We start from the raw sequence: 14,880 nt of genomic DNA, 5'->3' as shown, positions 1-14,880 counted from the left end.
GGAAACGCCGTCAAAGAAGGCGTCACAGAAGCCATGAAGTTCTTCACAAACGTCAAAACATACTCCCTACCATGGCCCCGGTAACACAAGCCGCAATCTGACAGGCGCGCGGGGCCAAATGCGGCCCCGTCCATCCCACTCGGAGGTCCAGAATGGCTCAGAAAATCGTCCACACCGAAGGAGAGTCAAACACCTCCAACGCCCGCCGGACATGGCTGAAGAAATCCATCGGCCCCAAATCGGAACCACTCCTGAAACGCGATGCCGACGCGTTTTTGCACCAGAGCCTTTCCAGCCCCTGCGTCAGTACCATCGCCAAGGCCGAAGGCATCTGGATCGAAGATGCCGATGGCCGCCGCTACATGGATTTCCACGGCAATTCCGTGCATCACATCGGATATGGGCATCCACGCCTGGTTGCCGCGATCAAGGCGCAGCTTGACGATCTGCCCTTCGCGCCTCGCCGCTTTACCAATGATCCGGCGGTGGAACTGGCCGAGAAACTGGCCACGATTGCCCCCGGCGATCTGGGCAAGACACTGTTTACCACCGGCGGGTCGGACGCCAATGAGGTGGCGCTGAAAATCGCCCGGGCGGCCACGGGCCGGTTCAAGACGGTGAGTTTCTGGGATGCTTTCCACGGGGCCGGGTTCGGGTCGGCCAGCGTGGGCGGCGAGGCCACGTTCCGCAGTCATATTGCCGGGCCGATGATGCCGGGAACGGAACATGTGGCCCCCTTCGCCTGTTATCGTTGTCCTTATAATCACGCAGGGCCGGATGTTTGCGGTCTCGCGTGCGCCAAGATGGTCGACTACGTGCTCGATCGGGAAGGTGACGTGGCAGCCGTGATTGCCGAGCCGATGCGCGCGGTGCCTTATGTGCCGCCGCCCGGGTTCTGGAAAGCGGTGCGGGAGGCGTGTAATCGCCATGGGGCGCTCCTGATCCTCGATGAAATTCCGACCGGTCTCGGCAAGACGGGCCGCATGTTCGCTTTTGAACATGACGAAGTGATCCCCGATATCGTGACGATCGGCAAGGCGCTTGGCGGGGGCATCCTGCCGATTGCGGCCTGCATTGCGCGGCGCGATCTGGATGTGTGCGGTGATTTCGCTATCGGGCATTACACGCATGAGAAAAACCCGGTTACAGCCCGCGCGGCCCTGACCACGCTGGAGATTATCGAGGACGAAGAGCTTGTCGATCGCTCCGATAGGCTTGGCCGATTTGCGATGGACTACCTGCGCACGGAATTGGCTGGTGTGCCGATTGTTGGCGACATCCGGGGCAGGGGCCTGATGTTCGGGGTGGAGATTGTGCAGGACATCGCCGACAAGACCCCCGGAAACGATCTCGCCGAGCGGATTTACTATGCTTGTCTCGAGGCGGGGTTGAGTTTCAAGATTTCGCAGGGTTGCGTGCTGACCCTGTCGCCCCCCCTGACCATACCGAAAGCGGATCTGACCCGCGCGTTGGAGATCGTCGTGACGGCGATCAAGAATGTAAGCCGATGAAGGTTGTCCGCACCGATAGTGAGCTTGAGGTGCCGGTGGTCGATGCAGCCCTGCGCGATGCCGGGTATGAGGTGGTTTTGCTGCCCGATGGTGTGTCCGAGGAGGCGCTTTGTGCGGCCACGCGCGACGCGGACCTTCTGCTCATGTGCTATGCGCCGATCACCCGCCGCGTGATCGAGGGGGCGCCCAACTTGCGGGGTATCGTGAAATACGGGGTCGGGATCGACGCCATCGACATCCCCGCGGCGATCGAGCACAGCGTGACCGTGGTGAACGTGCCGGAATATGCCGAGGAGACCGTGGCTGAGGGGGCGTTTGCGCATCTGATTTCGCTGGCCAAGAGACTGCCTGAGATCGGTGCCGAGATGGCGCGCGAGGGGTGGACATGGCCCAATGCCCGTTGGTTGGCGCGCGACATTGCCGGGAGTACCGTGGGTATCGTCGGCTTTGGCAAGATCGGCCGGTCCATGGCGCGGATGGCCGGTGCGGGCTTCCGGGCGCGGGTGATTGCCTATAGCCCGCATACCCCGCCCGAGGATATCCGCGCGGCTGGCGTCGAACCGGTGGCGGATTTGCGTGACTTCCTGAGCCAATGCGATTTCGTGTCGATCCATTGCGTGTTGAACGACGAAACCCGGCACCTGATCGGCGCGGCGGAGCTGCGCGCGATGAAGCCGACGGCATGTCTGGTAAACGTCTCGCGAGGGGCCATCGTGGATGAGCAGGCGCTGATCCGGGCGCTGGATGAGGGCTGGATTGCCGCCGCTGGCTTGGATGTGTTCAGCCAGGAGCCGCTGGCTCTCTCTGACCACCCTCTCAGCCCGTTATTCGGGCGGCCCAACGTGATCCTGACGCCGCATCTGACTTTCTACACCCATGAGGCTATGCAGCGGTTGGAAAAAGATACGCTGGATCGGTGTTTCGAGCTTCTCGAAGGGCGGCCCGTGCGGGTCAAATCCCGCGATCCGCGTCTGCGCGCGCAGAGCCGGGGTGTGATCTTCGGATGAGCGGCGGGCTCAGGGCAACCGGGACTACTCCCGTTTGCCCTGCACGACACGGTCCAGGATCATCGCACAGAAGAGGATCGCGAACCCGGCCAGGATACCCTGACCCACGGAAGCGTATTGCAGCGCCTCCAGCACATCCTCACCCAGACCCTTGGCCCCGATCAGCGAGGCGACCACGACCATCGCAAGTGACAGCATGATCGTCTGGTTCACGCCGGCCAGGATCGAGGGGGCCGCCAGCGGCAGGTCGACCTTGGTCAGCAGGTACCACTTGGACGCGCCATAGGCGATGGCGGCCTCGCGGATGCTTTCGGGAACGCCACGCAAGCCCAGTACGGTCAACCGCACCACGGGGGTGCCGCCAAAGATCATCGTGGTCACGACGGCTGCCGGTTTGCCGGTGCCAAAGAACGCGATCACCGGGATCATGAAGACGAAGGCCGGCATCGTCTGCATGAAGTCCATGATCGGGCGGATAAAGGCATAGAGCCGGGGGCGGCGGGCGCAGAACATGCCGATGGGAATACCAAGTGCGATCGAGATGCAGGCGGCGGTACCCAGCAATGCCAGCGTGGTCATCGCCTTTTCCCAGAAGCCGAGAAATCCCATATAGGCGAGGAATCCGGCAGCGGCGAAGGCCGCGGCGGGACCGGCGGAAAGCCAGGTCAGCAGGATGATCATCGCGGCAATGACCGGCCAGGGGGTGTCGACGAACAAGATCTCCAACCCGTCGAGGACCGCGCGGATGCCGAAGGTGATGATGTCGAACACCCATTGCCCGGACGCGATGATGAAGTCGAAAAAGGCCTCGACCCACCGGATGGCGGTCAGGCGGATGTTTGGATCGGTCGGGAAGTCGGTCAACCAGCCGACCGCGCCGGGAAAGGCGAAATGCACGACGCTGACCGCGAAGACGATCAGGACGAATGCGAAACTCAGCAAGGTCCGCAGCGGCTCCAGCCCGGATTTGATGCTGCGATCCGACAGCCAGTCGGAATAGCGCCGTTCAAGCACGGGGTTGGCCATGATGCCTTCGGCGATCTTGACCGCGATCAGGAACCCCAAGCCGAAAAGGGCCACCCAGATAGCTGTGGCATCGGCTCTTTCGGCCTCGGCACGGATGCCGTCGATTGCGGCTTCGAGAGAGTCAATATTGCGTTGAAAGGCCGCCCCGTCATCGCCCTTGTCGATGGCCGCCTGCAATTGTTCATAGCGCAGCGCCAGGGTGCCTTCGATCTGTTTGATCCGGTCGCGCACTTCCGCGCCCAGATCGCCGAAAAGGCCGCGCCCCAACTGGATGAAAGCGAAGGTTTCGAGGATGACGAAAGGCAGCCCCCAATTCCACAGACCCCGCATCCCGTACCAGATCGGCCCGAGCAGGGCGGCAACCCAGTTGAAGGTCCAGGCAAAGCCCGCCTTGGCGCCGATCTTCTGGAATTGAGTGCCGTAATAGCCGGGATTGGTGGCAACGAATTCCGCGAGCAGTTCTTCTTTGGTTTCATCGGCCATGATCAAGAGGTCTCCGTTCCTTCGATCACCGTGCGCAGAAGGTCCGCGCGGGTGATGGCGCCAACGCGGTTGCCCGCGGCGTCGATGATGGCGGCGGGCTGGTCACTGCCGATGGCGGCGTCGATCAACTCGCCCAGATGGGCGTCTTCGGCAAATTCCTGGGCGGTCTCGGACAGCCCGCCATTGGCTTTTTCAAACTCGGCCAAGGGCTGCATCACCGCGTGGGCGCGGACCACTTTGAGGCGTGAGATGCCAGCCACGAAATCGGCCACGTATTCGTCCGCCGGGTGCATCACGATATCTTCGGGCGTGCCGATCTGCACCACGCGGCCATCACGCATGATCGCGATCCGGTCGCCGATCCGCACGGCCTCATCAAGGTCGTGAGTGATGAACACGGTGGTCTTGTTCATATTGGCGGCGAGCTTCATGAATTCGTTCTGCAATTGCCGCCGGATCAGCGGATCGAGCGCCGAAAAGGGCTCATCCATCAGCAGAATTTCCGGATCGGCCGCCAGCGCCCGGGCCAGGCCCACCCGTTGCTGCATCCCGCCCGAAAGCTCATGGGCAAACTTGTTGCCCCAAGCAGAAAGATCGACCATTTCGATGGCCTGTTCCGCGGCCTCCATGCGCTGGTTCTTGTTGATGCCGCGGATTTCCAGCGGCATCGCCACGTTGTCCAGCACCGACCGGTGCGGCATCAGCGCGAAGTTCTGAAAGACCATCGCGATATGTTCGTTGCGATATTGGCGCAGGGTGTCCGGCGCCATCGCCATGATATCCTCGCCATTGACGACGATCTTGCCTGCCGTCGGCTCCAGCAGCCGGTTGATGTGGCGCACCAGCGTGGATTTGCCCGAGCCGGACAATCCCATGATGCAAAAGATCTCGCCCGGGCGGATATCCATCGTGGCATCGGCCACACCGACCACGCAGTTGAACCGCTCCAACACTTCCTTTTTCGAGATGTCACTGGCGCGGATCTCGGCCAGCGCGTCATTTGCCCGCGCGCCGAAAATCTTCCACACGCCGGAGAGTTCGATTGCGACGTCCTGCGACATGGTGTGCCCCCATCAGTTTGATGATGCCGGGCCGCGCGTCCCTCACGCGGCCCGGCGATTGCGATGGATCAGAGGCCGAGCCAGCCGTCCACGCGGTCGGAATTGGCCGCAACCCATTCCTTGGCGACGTCCGCGGGGTCCTTGCCGCCTTCGATCTGGAAGGCGAAATCGGACACGGTCTCGCCATCAAGCTGGATATTGGCCAGCAGATCGGCAATGGCAGGCGAGCGTTCGGCCAGCGACTTGGAATAGGCGATCTGTACCTTTTTCAAGGCATCCTCGGTCATTACCGTCGACTTTTCGAACCAGTCCGGATCGTCCGATGGCTGGATTGCGATGTATTTTTCGGGATCGAACGCAGGCTCTTCAAGGCGCACAATGTCATACTGGAACCAGATCGCATGCGGGCTATAGCAATAGAAGGCATATCCGATGTCCTTCTTGATGCTGTCGCCGACGGTGGCGGTCATCACCGCCTGATCCGCGCGGATCGGCTCCATGAAGGGCATCAGGCCGTAATCGCGCACCTTGATCTCGTTCACATTGGCCGAGGCCCAGCCGGGCGCACCAATCCAGATCTCACCCTTGCCATTGCCGTCGCTGTCCATCTTCTCGGCCACTTCCGGGCGGGCGAGGTCGAAGATCGACGTGACGTTGTTGGCCTCGGAAAACGCCTTGCTTACGCAAAAGCTCTGCTTGCCTTCATATGGTTTGTCCGAAAGCGCCACCGTGCCGGCTTCGTCCACGTATTTCTTGGTAAAGCTCTCCTGGTTGGGCAGCCAGACATCGGGATGTACGTCGATATCGCCTTTGCCCTGGTCCATCGCCTGGAAGATCGAGGCATTGCTGCCGGGGACCAGGTTGGCCTCGCCGCCGATCCGCGTTTCAACGATTTCAGCGATCAGATGCGCAATCGCCTGCGCCCCGGTCCAAGGGGGCGCGCCGATATTCACGCTCTCTGCCGCGTGGGTCAGCGACGCTGTCGCCATGACGCCCGCAAGGGCCGTTCCCATCAGTTTCAATCTCATTTTCTTCTCCTCTGTTGTTCGCTTCCGTTTGCCGGAATTGGGTGTGTTTATGGTCGTATTTTATCGTTTCAGGTGGTCCCGCCTTGCGCCTCATCCGTCACGAAATCGCGAATAATCGTATTGAACAGCCGGGGTTTCTCGAGGTGGGCGTTGTGGCCGCAGCCGGGCATGACCGCGAGGTTGCTGCCCGCGATGCCGGTCCAGAGGGCTTCGGGCTGCTGCCAGCCATAGGAGCGGTCCTTGTCGCCCCAGATGACCAGCGTCGGCTGTTTGATGGTGGCCAGGGCGGCACGCCCGTCCCATGTTTCCATCGCATTCAGACCCGCCAGCGCACTCTCGACCGAGACGTTTTCACCAAGGGCCGCACAATCCTCAAAGCCGGGCGCGTTTTCTTCGCTGGTGAACCATGTGGCCGCGATGCGCCGGGCGGTGGCGCCGACGCCTTGGGTTTGCAGCCGGGCGCGCGACTGGTCGATCGTCTCGAACCGGTTGGGCAATACCCCCTGCGGTCCCGTGCCATAGCAAATCAGTTTCGTCACCCGGTCCGGGGCCATCGCCGTCATCTGCTGGACGATCATGCCGCCCATTGAATGGCCCAGCAGGTGAAACCGTGAAATGCCCAGATCATCCAGAAGCGCCAGCACCTGCCCTGCGTATCCCGTGATCGTGTCCAGCGCCTGTTCCCCATGGCTGCCGCCATATCCGGGCAATTCCGGCACGATCACATCGAAACCATCGCAGAGCGCGTCGATCTGCCCTTGCCACATCGCCGCCCCGCCGAGGTAGCCATGAACCAGAACCAGGGGGTGTCCCTGACCCCGGCGCAGATACGCCATTCGCGATAATTCGGCAGTCTGGGCAGCGTTCGACATCGTGTCGCAGATCATCCCCTTGGCAATGCGGCCACATCCCCCGGGGCGCGCTCCTCAAGTGTAGGCCGAAGTATTTTGAAACCGCCAATTCAAAGATTTCATGAAACTATTCCGAAATTGCATAGTTTATGGTAACGCTGCCGCGGCGACCTTTTCGCGGGGGGAGATATGGACCTGAACTGGCTGCGCGATTTCGAATGCCTGGGGCGGACGTTGAACTTCACCCGCGCGGCGGAGGAGCGCAACATCACCCAATCGGCCTTCAGCCGCCGGATCAAGGCGCTCGAAAGCTGGGTCGGTCTGCCCCTGGTGGACCGGGCGACATACCCCGTGCGCCTTTCGGAGGCCGGCGCGCAATTCCTGCCGGTTGCCAAGGCGGCAATTGCCGATCTGTCGGAAAGCCGACAAATGATCCGGGATCAGGATCGCGGCGACCGGCAGCAGGTCAGGTTTTCAGTTTTACACACGATCTCAGTGCATTACCTGTCATCCAAGATAGATGATCTGGCGCGGGAATTACCGCATCTGCGGACCCGGGTCATCTCGGATTCGCTCTCGGCCTGTTGCCAGATGTTGCATGATGGTGCGGTGGAATTTCTGCTCTGCTACCGGCACGCGGATGTGGCGCCAACGCTCGACGAGGGGGAATTTGCCCGAAAGGATATCCTCACGGACCGGATGGTGCCGGTGGCTGCCCGCGACGCGGTTCGCCGCCATGGCTGGTCTTTACCCGGAACGCCGGATCAGACGATCCCATACCTTGCCTATGAACACAGTTCTTTTCTGGGGGTGGTGATGGAGCATCTGATCGGAAATCGTCCGCTGCACCTCGATATGGTCTATGTTGACGGGCTGGTCGAGGCGATCAAGCGGCGCGTCCTTGCCGGCAGTGGCATGGCATGGTTGCCCGAAACGGCGATTTCCCGTGAGCTGGATCAGGGTATTTTTGTGCCCGTCGGAGGCCGCGAATGGGAAACTGCCATGACCTTGTCGATCTATGCCGCGCCGGATCGGCTTGATCCGGTTTCCCATGAAGTTTGGTCTCGTTTTTGATTATTTTCGTCTCGCAATGGCGTGTGTAACCATCGTATTGAAACAGAAGCGAAAAAGATCCGCGATGTTTACCCGTGAAACACGATATGGTCGCATTCTTTTCGCGAAAAACGCTTAAACTCGGGTCAAAAACACATATATTGACTGCAACAATCACAATTTGAGAAAGAGGGGGAAGTGCATGGCCGATCTTGATGCGCAGGTGCGGGAATCGCAGGCTCAGGTGAGCGAGGCTCAGGCGAAAATTGCCGAACTGACCAGCAAAATTGAAACCGCACGGTCCAAGATCAAGGGCGGCGAAGACGCGATGCTGGATATCGAAAACGCCTCGCTGGAGGACGTGCACGCCCATACCGAGGTGATGAACGCCAATATCGCGGAGCTCATCATGGGGCTCGACGACATCACGGCAGCCTTTTCCAAAGATTTCGACGAGATGCGCAACAAGACGGGCTGGGAAAGTTTCGTCGGCATGTTCAGCCGCGCCAAGTCCGACAGCATGCGGCAGGAACGGGTGCGCGAGGCGTCGATTGACGACAAGTTGCAGGACCTGATCTCGAAATCCGATGTGATCGTGCAGTTGCTCCAGGGGCAGTTGACGATGCTGGAGGAGCAGAAGACCAAGGTCGAGGCCAACCTGACCGAGACGCTGGATGAGCGCGAGTTCACCGTCGGCGACCTGGAAAACCTGCGCACCGAGATCAAGGGGATGGACCCGAAGATCATCGAGTTGGAAAACAAGATCGCCAATGAAACCGACGCGGCGGCGCGGACCAAGCTTGAGACCGAACTGGCCGACCTGAACACGCAGTACAACGCGATGGTGCAGGACGAGCAGGTCAAACTTGCCAAGTCGCAGACGCTGGAGCGGTATATCGAGAAGGGCAAGACCTGGGTCGACTCATTGCAAAACCAGGCGGCGACGCAGATGGTGCTGATCAACAAGCTGCAGACCGATACCAAGCAGCGCGTTGTACTCTATGATGCGCTCACCAAATCGCTCAAAACCGCGCAGCAGCAGGATGTGGCCCACCGGATCAACGAAATCGGCGTTGAGACCGACCAGGAGGCGCAGACCGCCATGGCGGGCATCGGGGCGGCGACCAACAAGAAGATGGCCGACATGCTGGAAGCGCACGAAGATCACATGGTTTTCGCCCGCGACGTGCTGGAGGCCAAGGCCAAGGCCGACGAACGCTTCGCCCGCAGGTTCCAGGAGATTATCGAGAAGCACGACAAGAACCTTTACGGGGCCTGATGCGCAAGCCTCCACGAAACTATTTGCTCGCTATTTTCCTAATCTTCGCCGTGGTTGGATTGAGTAAGTTAATTTTGATAACGAAGTTTGGCGAGCAGGGCTATGCTGAATGGCGGCATCTTATGATCTACACGGTTGCAGCGGGAATAGCGGTCTGGCTTGTTTGTGGGCCTTTTGTGAGGCGAGTTTTGAAACACAGGGCTGCCTCTGATGAGTGAGGCCGATAGCCAAAATCGCGATCACGTTGGCCTGACCGACCTCTTCGCCAGCCGTCGGTATTTCAAGAAGTTCCAGCGGATCACCGATTATCTTGCGCGCGTGTCGGCGGTGATGCAGGGGGCGGGGGAGTTGAACCGGGACGAGGTGGAGATACTGACCGGTTACATCCAGGGCCTCACTTACACGTTCCGGGCGCTCAGCATGAAATACCTGCTCACTGGGCGCGACGCGGGCCATGCCACCGTCGCCATGACCATGGATACGGAAGAAAGCGGTTTTCCGGTGTTCAACGAGTTGCTGATCATGGCCAATGACGCGCAGCAGGCGGAGCGGCACTTGGAGAACATGCCGGGGCCGGGGGCGCTCAAGAAACAGATGGTTGAGCAGATCATCAGCGAGCGTGAAATCCCCACGCGCCTGCAATTCGCCCTGTCGCAGCGGCTTTATTATGAGGAGTTGTCGCGGGGATATCTCTTCTGGGCGCAGAATGATCCGCAGATCATCTGGCTCGAAGGTCTGGATGATCGCCGCAAATACCTCGTCCATTGGGCGGTCTATGACAGTCAAGTCAACCTGCCGACCATCTACCTCATGGAGGTCGAAGACGATGGCCGCACACCGCTGGCCCGCGATCAGCGCCGCTGGCCCGAGTGCCAAGCGCACCTGATGGGGCAGGCGCTTGGCGGGCTGAAGCTCCTGACCATCGCCAAGGGCTTTGACGAGGCGTTTGACGATCTGCACCCCAAACGCCTGCGTCGCCTGCATCTGGGCCCGATGTACAGCCACACCTATACCCGCCAATCAGGGCCGCTGCGCGATGTTCTGGCCGAGGCGCGCGCGCCCGAGGGGCAGGATTGGGCGCTGGCCTGGACCGACGAGGTGCTCGAAAGCGAGCGGGTCAAGGAAGAGCGCGCGGGTTGGTTCGGCACGGTCGAGCGGGAGGTCTTTGCGCTTGATCCCTTCTCCGGGCGCGGGGTCGACACGGGTGCTACGCGGACCGAACGCAGTATCATCCTGCCCGAACGCCCCTACCAGGTGCTGGCCGAACGTAACCCGCCCGGTTTTGCCAGCGTGACGAAATACGTGGTCAACCCCGGCGGACGGGTGTTGCGGTATTGATGGCCCCGGCGGGAGTATTTGACGAACGATGAAAACAGAGGTTTGAGCGATGAGTTTGACGGCGGACACGATGGAATTGCGCGAAGAGGATATCGCCAAGCATTACGATGCGGCGGTGGCCATGCTGGACGGGTTCGACCATACCCCGCGCATTGCCAAGCCGGTGGACGCACCTGCGGAGGAACGCTCTGCCGGGATCGGTACGCGGCGGCGGTTCCGCACCACCACGCCGGGGCTTGTGACCCGTTCCACCGCGCGGCCCGAAGGGGTGCATCTGATCGACCGGATCGCGGGTGCGGATGGGGATGACCCGCTGACTTCGCCCTTGCAGGCGACGGTGATGCACACGCTGCGCCGCGCGCTCGCGGTGGCGCTGGCGGTTGGTGAAAACTACGCCGATGCGACCGGCCTGGCCGATCTGCGTCGCGCCAACCTGGCCGGGTCCTTGCCGGCCGACCGCAAGACCGAGTTTTCCGAACTCATGGCGGCCGAGGCGCTGGCCGTTTCCCATGTCTTTGCCAATGCCACGGCGTTCCTTCTGGGGCCGCATGGAAGTGAGATTTCGGTCGAGGTGGGCGAGGTCGAAGAGGTTCTGACCGACAACGCCCAGCTTGCCCTGCACGGCGCGCTTTGGGAGATGGATCAGGATATCGCCAAACATGCCAGCGACGATGCCCGCCTTGTGGCGACGATCACCGCTTTTGCCGAGCAGTTGATGGAAAAGATCGCACTGCGTGCGCAAAACGCCGCGCGGCTTGATCCCTTCACGCAGGCCAGTTGGCGCATCGAGGCCGATGACCTGACGATCCGCGGCTTTGACGTGTCGTCCAAAGGCAAATCCTCGACCCTGACCATGACGTTCAAGCAGCCGCATGAGGTCGTGGGCAACCACATCGCCAAGTACCAGGCGATGAAGCTGGCCAAGATGCTGATGGCCTATGATTTTGACCGCCGCCTGAACCCGTTTGCCGAACTGGGCGGGTTCATCTTTACCTTCATGGGCGATGGCAAGCCGGGGACGGGTAAGACCACACTCATCCAGATGATGGCGGGGCTGATCCAGGGCTATTGTCAGAACGCGGGCTACCCGTTCCGCTATCAGAACCTGAGTACCGAGAGCATCGACAGCTATCAGGGCAAGTCGGCGCAAAACGCCAAGAGCTTCATCAATAACGTGATCGACCCGTCGGTCATCGGCTTCGGCACCATTGACGATATCGACCAACTCGCCGGCAAGCGGGGCGACCGCCAGTCCTCGGCCGGGCAATTGGAAATCACAGCCGTGCTGATGGAGAGTTTCGCAGGTGCCAACACGGTCGTGCGCGGCAATTGCACCTTCGGCATGTTCTCGAACTACCCCGAGAATGTCGATGATGCCCTGCGCCAGCGGGCCGGGGCGCGGTTCCTCGTGGACGGGCCGATCACGCGGGAGGATTACATCGACATCCTCTACCTGCTGATGGGCAAGAACCACGATATCCCCCTCGGCGAGCATGAGGTCTATGCCGCGCAGGAGATCAAGAAGGCCGTCGCCGCGTCGTTTGAATCGCATTCCAAACCCCACGAAGAGGGGCTGCTCCGGGTCTATGAAGCGGTTGATCGGAAGATCGGCAAGCTCGACACGATTGCCAAGCTCGGCACGTATCTCAAGGGCATTCAGGAGGCCGACGAACGCTTCACCGGGCGGGCGATCAAGAACATCACCGACGCGGTCAAAGTCCGCGCGATGGACTTTGAGTTGCCAGATGAATGGATGGAAGAGCCCGACCTTTTCCTCTTGAAGGATTATGACACCAAGAAGGGCATGATCGAAGAGCTGCGCCAGCCGATCACCGTCGAGATGGTGATCCAGGAAATCAACCGCTACGCCGATTCCGAATTCCGCTATGCGGATAAATCCGACGAGGTGGCAATTGAGAATGCGGTGCGGGATATGGGCCGAATGGAAGAGGCCAAGCGGCGGTATTTGGAAGGGAAATCAACCTGATGGCGATGGCGGTTTTCTTTGTGCTGTTCACTACTGCGCTGATTTTCGGCATCCGATTTGGCGCGGATTACCGGCGCAAAGAGACAGGCAGCAAGACCACCAATTTCTTTCTGGGTCTGGGAAAAGTAACCCTTTGCCAATTTGGCGCAGTCGCTGCCGCTGGCCTTTTTCTGACAGCAATCGGTGCAGGTAACACCTTTGCGGAGCTTGTCGGTTTCAGCATCGGCGTCACCATCCAAAGTGCATTTTTGTTTGTACCAGTTTTCGGGTTGGCCTTTTTTCTGGCTCCAAAATTCAAGAAACGAACCTCATGACAGACAACTCGGCAAATCCCTTGGCTCTAGGGTCCCTGATCTTGCTGACGATGGCGGCCTTTGGCGCGGCTGTGTTGGCACAAGACTCTGGCTGGCTCAGCTATGTGCCGCCTGCAACCGCCGCAGTTCCTGAGCCCGCCCCGGACGTCGACGATAGAAACGCGCTGGCTCTTTACCAATCAGCGTTCACGGCCTGGGCTGCACTGGTTCTGTTGATCCCCGCCTACTGGTTCTATCTGACAAAAGGCGCTGGCCGTCAGTGGTTTGCCTTCTGGCTGGTGTCATTCATCGCCTACCTGATCCATCTCTATGTTTCCGCCTTTCTGTTCTTTGGCGGCGACTTCACTTGGATGACAACGTCCTCTCGCGTCAGTGCATTTTGGCCGGGTATGGCGTTGATCATTTGGTGGGCGGTCGATCTTGTGATTGCATGGCGTGGAATGGCTTTGAGATGGTTTGGCATTCAACGGGGCGTTTTGCACATCGCCACGTTCGTCCTGTTCTTTGGCGGCTCGGCGATCAAAGGTGAGATGATCGCAATCAAACTTCTGGGTGCGGTTTTTGCAATTGCGGTTGTTCTCGCCCTATTCAGCAAGCGAAGAGGGGCTGCGTAGTGGAGCGTCTGATTAGATCCGGCCTGATGTTTGGCAATCTGGTACATGTGGCCTCACCTGCGCTGGTGGCGCGATACAATCGCGCGTTGGAGCATCTGACCGGTAAGACCACGCAGCTTGACGATTTTTATGTCGATATTTCAGGCTATTCGCCGGAGATCGGCCATGAGCTGGGCGACCCTTTGTACCTCAACCATGCGGGCGTCAACCGGCAATTCATCCTGCTCACCACCGAGCAGAAGCATGCGCCGCTGCTCGACATGAAATTCTCGACCTCCTACGGCATCCTGCGGCAGTTCATCGAGGAAAACGAACCGGCTCTTTTTGCCCTGACGGCGCGCGATGCGGTGGCCGGGGAGTTGGTGAATTCCATCTATGACATGTCCACGCCTGCGCGGCTTTTCGACATCCGCCGGATCAAGATCGAGGCCGACACCGTAGGTGGGGCGCTCAAGCAGGCGGATGCGTTGGATGCCAAGGTCAGCCGGTTCCTGAACGAGGAGGATGCGTGGTTTGACGATGTCCTCATAGCCGAGATGATCACGCTCGCCGGAGAGACCGGAGACGTGGTGCGCAACCCGATCGACCTCAAGAAAATGAGCTTTGATCAGCGCAATTTCTGGACGGCTCATTTCGGCGGTACTTACCTCTTTCAAGAGGCCGATCATCCGGCGCTCATCACCGGGGGTGGCGGCGCGGATTTCGGGGGCCTGCCGATCAAGTATGTCTTTGGGATGCAGCAACGTAACCAGATCGCCAAGTTCCTGGAATATAACGATCTTGTGGAGCCTATCGCCAAGGCACGGGGCATTGATGCGGGCGCGATCCTGCGGCAGAAAATGGATTTCATCCTGGTCGATGCGCTGGCCGGGCAAGGCATTGCGCTTGCCGGGCGGTCGCGCACCGACATGCGCCGCCTCGCGCGGCAACACGCGCAGGATCTGCCCGAGGAATTCCATGTCCTGGCCGCCCTTCTGAACTGGGCGGAAAACGGCGGGCCGTGGCCGCGCATCGCCTCCGACAGCCCGGCATATTTCTACACACTCAGGGCCGCGAACCACCCCGATGCCGACCTGGTCAACATGCTTCTGAGCGAGCTTAGCCCCAAGGATATCCGGCAGCTTTTCATCTGCCACAAACCGCTTTTCTATGACCGATACGTCACGTGGAGCGCGGAAAAGAAGGCGTTTGTGGTCGATTTTCTGGTGAATGACTACCAGATGGATAAGGTAGGAACCCGCAAGGCGCTGTTCGGTCACGCCCCGCCGAGACGCGAAGAGGACCTGATCGCGCGGGTGGGGCCCTGGGGTGCGGTAAGGAGGTAAGAC

At 60.2% G+C, this 14,880-nt stretch carries 13 protein-coding genes; 9 read left to right on the top strand and 4 right to left on the bottom strand.

From position 1 onward, the window contains the following. Positions 1-152 precede the first annotated feature (152 nt). Together RBB29_RS20795 and RBB29_RS20790 are read left to right on the top strand one after the other, a co-directional pair. Positions 153-1,511 carry an aspartate aminotransferase family protein gene (locus RBB29_RS20795; protein WP_306116745.1) on the top strand — a complete coding sequence of 453 codons (1,359 nt, stop codon included), beginning with the start codon at positions 153-155 and terminating at the stop codon, positions 1,509-1,511. Next, positions 1,508-2,518 carry a C-terminal binding protein gene (locus RBB29_RS20790; RefSeq protein WP_306116746.1) on the top strand — a complete coding sequence of 337 codons (1,011 nt, stop codon included), beginning with the start codon at positions 1,508-1,510 and terminating at the stop codon, positions 2,516-2,518. Before RBB29_RS20795 ends, RBB29_RS20790 begins: the two co-directional genes overlap by 4 nt. A 24-nt stretch (positions 2,519-2,542) precedes the next feature. Here the strand turns inward: RBB29_RS20790 and RBB29_RS20785 are convergent, their stop codons facing one another. The 4 genes from RBB29_RS20785 to RBB29_RS20770 form a co-directional block, all read right to left on the bottom strand. Next, the gene (locus RBB29_RS20785; RefSeq protein ID WP_306116747.1) at positions 2,543-4,027 is read right to left on the bottom strand and encodes a proline/glycine betaine ABC transporter permease; all 1,485 of its coding nucleotides are present in this window, start codon (positions 4,025-4,027) and stop codon (positions 2,543-2,545) included. 2 nt (positions 4,028-4,029) lie between these two features. Continuing rightward, complete coding sequence (locus tag RBB29_RS20780; protein ID WP_306116748.1) at positions 4,030-5,088, bottom strand: glycine betaine/L-proline ABC transporter ATP-binding protein; 1,059 nt, start codon at positions 5,086-5,088, stop codon at positions 4,030-4,032. 68 nt (positions 5,089-5,156) lie between these two features. Next, positions 5,157-6,116, bottom strand: a complete 960-nt coding sequence (locus RBB29_RS20775; RefSeq protein ID WP_306121214.1) for a glycine betaine ABC transporter substrate-binding protein — start codon at positions 6,114-6,116, stop codon at positions 5,157-5,159. A gap of 68 nt (positions 6,117-6,184) precedes the next feature. Next, complete coding sequence (locus tag RBB29_RS20770; protein ID WP_306116749.1) at positions 6,185-6,952, bottom strand: alpha/beta fold hydrolase; 768 nt, start codon at positions 6,950-6,952, stop codon at positions 6,185-6,187. 204 nt (positions 6,953-7,156) lie between these two features. On the opposite strand from RBB29_RS20770, the gene RBB29_RS20765 reads away from it, so the two are divergent. The 7 genes from RBB29_RS20765 to RBB29_RS20735 all read left to right on the top strand — a co-directional run bounded on the left by RBB29_RS20765 (position 7,157) and on the right by RBB29_RS20735 (position 14,877). Further along, entirely contained in the window at positions 7,157-8,041 is an 885-nt protein-coding gene (locus RBB29_RS20765; RefSeq protein WP_306116750.1) for a LysR family transcriptional regulator, read from the top strand. Positions 8,042-8,222: 181 nt separating this feature from the next. Continuing rightward, positions 8,223-9,299: a hypothetical protein gene (locus RBB29_RS20760; RefSeq protein ID WP_306116751.1), complete on the top strand. Its 1,077-nt coding sequence runs from the start codon at positions 8,223-8,225 to the stop codon at positions 9,297-9,299. 210 nt (positions 9,300-9,509) lie between these two features. Next, positions 9,510-10,637, top strand: a complete 1,128-nt coding sequence (locus RBB29_RS20755; protein ID WP_306116752.1) for a hypothetical protein — start codon at positions 9,510-9,512, stop codon at positions 10,635-10,637. Between the two features lie 49 nt (positions 10,638-10,686). Next, positions 10,687-12,624, top strand: coding sequence for an ATP-binding protein (locus RBB29_RS20750; RefSeq protein WP_306116753.1), 1,938 nt, complete (start codon positions 10,687-10,689; stop codon positions 12,622-12,624). Then, complete coding sequence (locus tag RBB29_RS20745; protein WP_306116754.1) at positions 12,624-12,938, top strand: hypothetical protein; 315 nt, start codon at positions 12,624-12,626, stop codon at positions 12,936-12,938. Before RBB29_RS20750 ends, RBB29_RS20745 begins: the two co-directional genes overlap by 1 nt. Next, positions 12,935-13,552, top strand: coding sequence for a hypothetical protein (locus RBB29_RS20740; protein ID WP_306116755.1), 618 nt, complete (start codon positions 12,935-12,937; stop codon positions 13,550-13,552). The genes RBB29_RS20745 and RBB29_RS20740 overlap by 4 nt, the downstream gene beginning before the upstream one ends. Then, on the top strand, positions 13,552-14,877 hold the full coding sequence (locus RBB29_RS20735; RefSeq protein WP_306116756.1) for a DUF6638 family protein: 1,326 nt from the start codon (positions 13,552-13,554) through the stop codon (positions 14,875-14,877). The genes RBB29_RS20740 and RBB29_RS20735 overlap by 1 nt, the downstream gene beginning before the upstream one ends. The last annotated feature ends 3 nt before the right edge of the window (positions 14,878-14,880 follow it).

This window comes from Roseovarius sp. MMSF_3359, assembly GCF_030733385.1.
GTDB lineage: Bacteria > Pseudomonadota > Alphaproteobacteria > Rhodobacterales > Rhodobacteraceae > Roseovarius.
Note: the sequence above shows the minus strand (reverse complement) of the source record. Positions and strands in the feature narration are given on the sequence as shown.

Bases quoted from the DNA above. Each gene is read 5' to 3' on its own strand.
- RBB29_RS20790 (WP_306116746.1), top strand. From the start codon at position 1,508: ATGAAGGTTGTCCGCACCGATAGTGAGCTTGAGGTGCCGGTGGTCGAT.
- RBB29_RS20780 (WP_306116748.1), bottom strand. From the start codon at position 5,088: ATGTCGCAGGACGTCGCAATCGAACTCTCCGGCGTGTGGAAGATTTTC.
- RBB29_RS20770 (WP_306116749.1), bottom strand. From the start codon at position 6,952: ATGGCGTATCTGCGCCGGGGTCAGGGACACCCCCTGGTTCTGGTTCAT.
- RBB29_RS20755 (WP_306116752.1), top strand. From the start codon at position 9,510: ATGAGTGAGGCCGATAGCCAAAATCGCGATCACGTTGGCCTGACCGAC.
- RBB29_RS20765 (WP_306116750.1), top strand. From the start codon at position 7,157: ATGGACCTGAACTGGCTGCGCGATTTCGAATGCCTGGGGCGGACGTTG.
- RBB29_RS20740 (WP_306116755.1), top strand. From the start codon at position 12,935: ATGACAGACAACTCGGCAAATCCCTTGGCTCTAGGGTCCCTGATCTTG.
- RBB29_RS20760 (WP_306116751.1), top strand. From the start codon at position 8,223: ATGGCCGATCTTGATGCGCAGGTGCGGGAATCGCAGGCTCAGGTGAGC.
- RBB29_RS20775 (WP_306121214.1), bottom strand. From the start codon at position 6,116: ATGAGATTGAAACTGATGGGAACGGCCCTTGCGGGCGTCATGGCGACA.
- RBB29_RS20795 (WP_306116745.1), top strand. From the start codon at position 153: ATGGCTCAGAAAATCGTCCACACCGAAGGAGAGTCAAACACCTCCAAC.
- RBB29_RS20785 (WP_306116747.1), bottom strand. From the start codon at position 4,027: ATGGCCGATGAAACCAAAGAAGAACTGCTCGCGGAATTCGTTGCCACC.
- RBB29_RS20745 (WP_306116754.1), top strand. From the start codon at position 12,624: ATGGCGATGGCGGTTTTCTTTGTGCTGTTCACTACTGCGCTGATTTTC.
- RBB29_RS20750 (WP_306116753.1), top strand. From the start codon at position 10,687: ATGAGTTTGACGGCGGACACGATGGAATTGCGCGAAGAGGATATCGCC.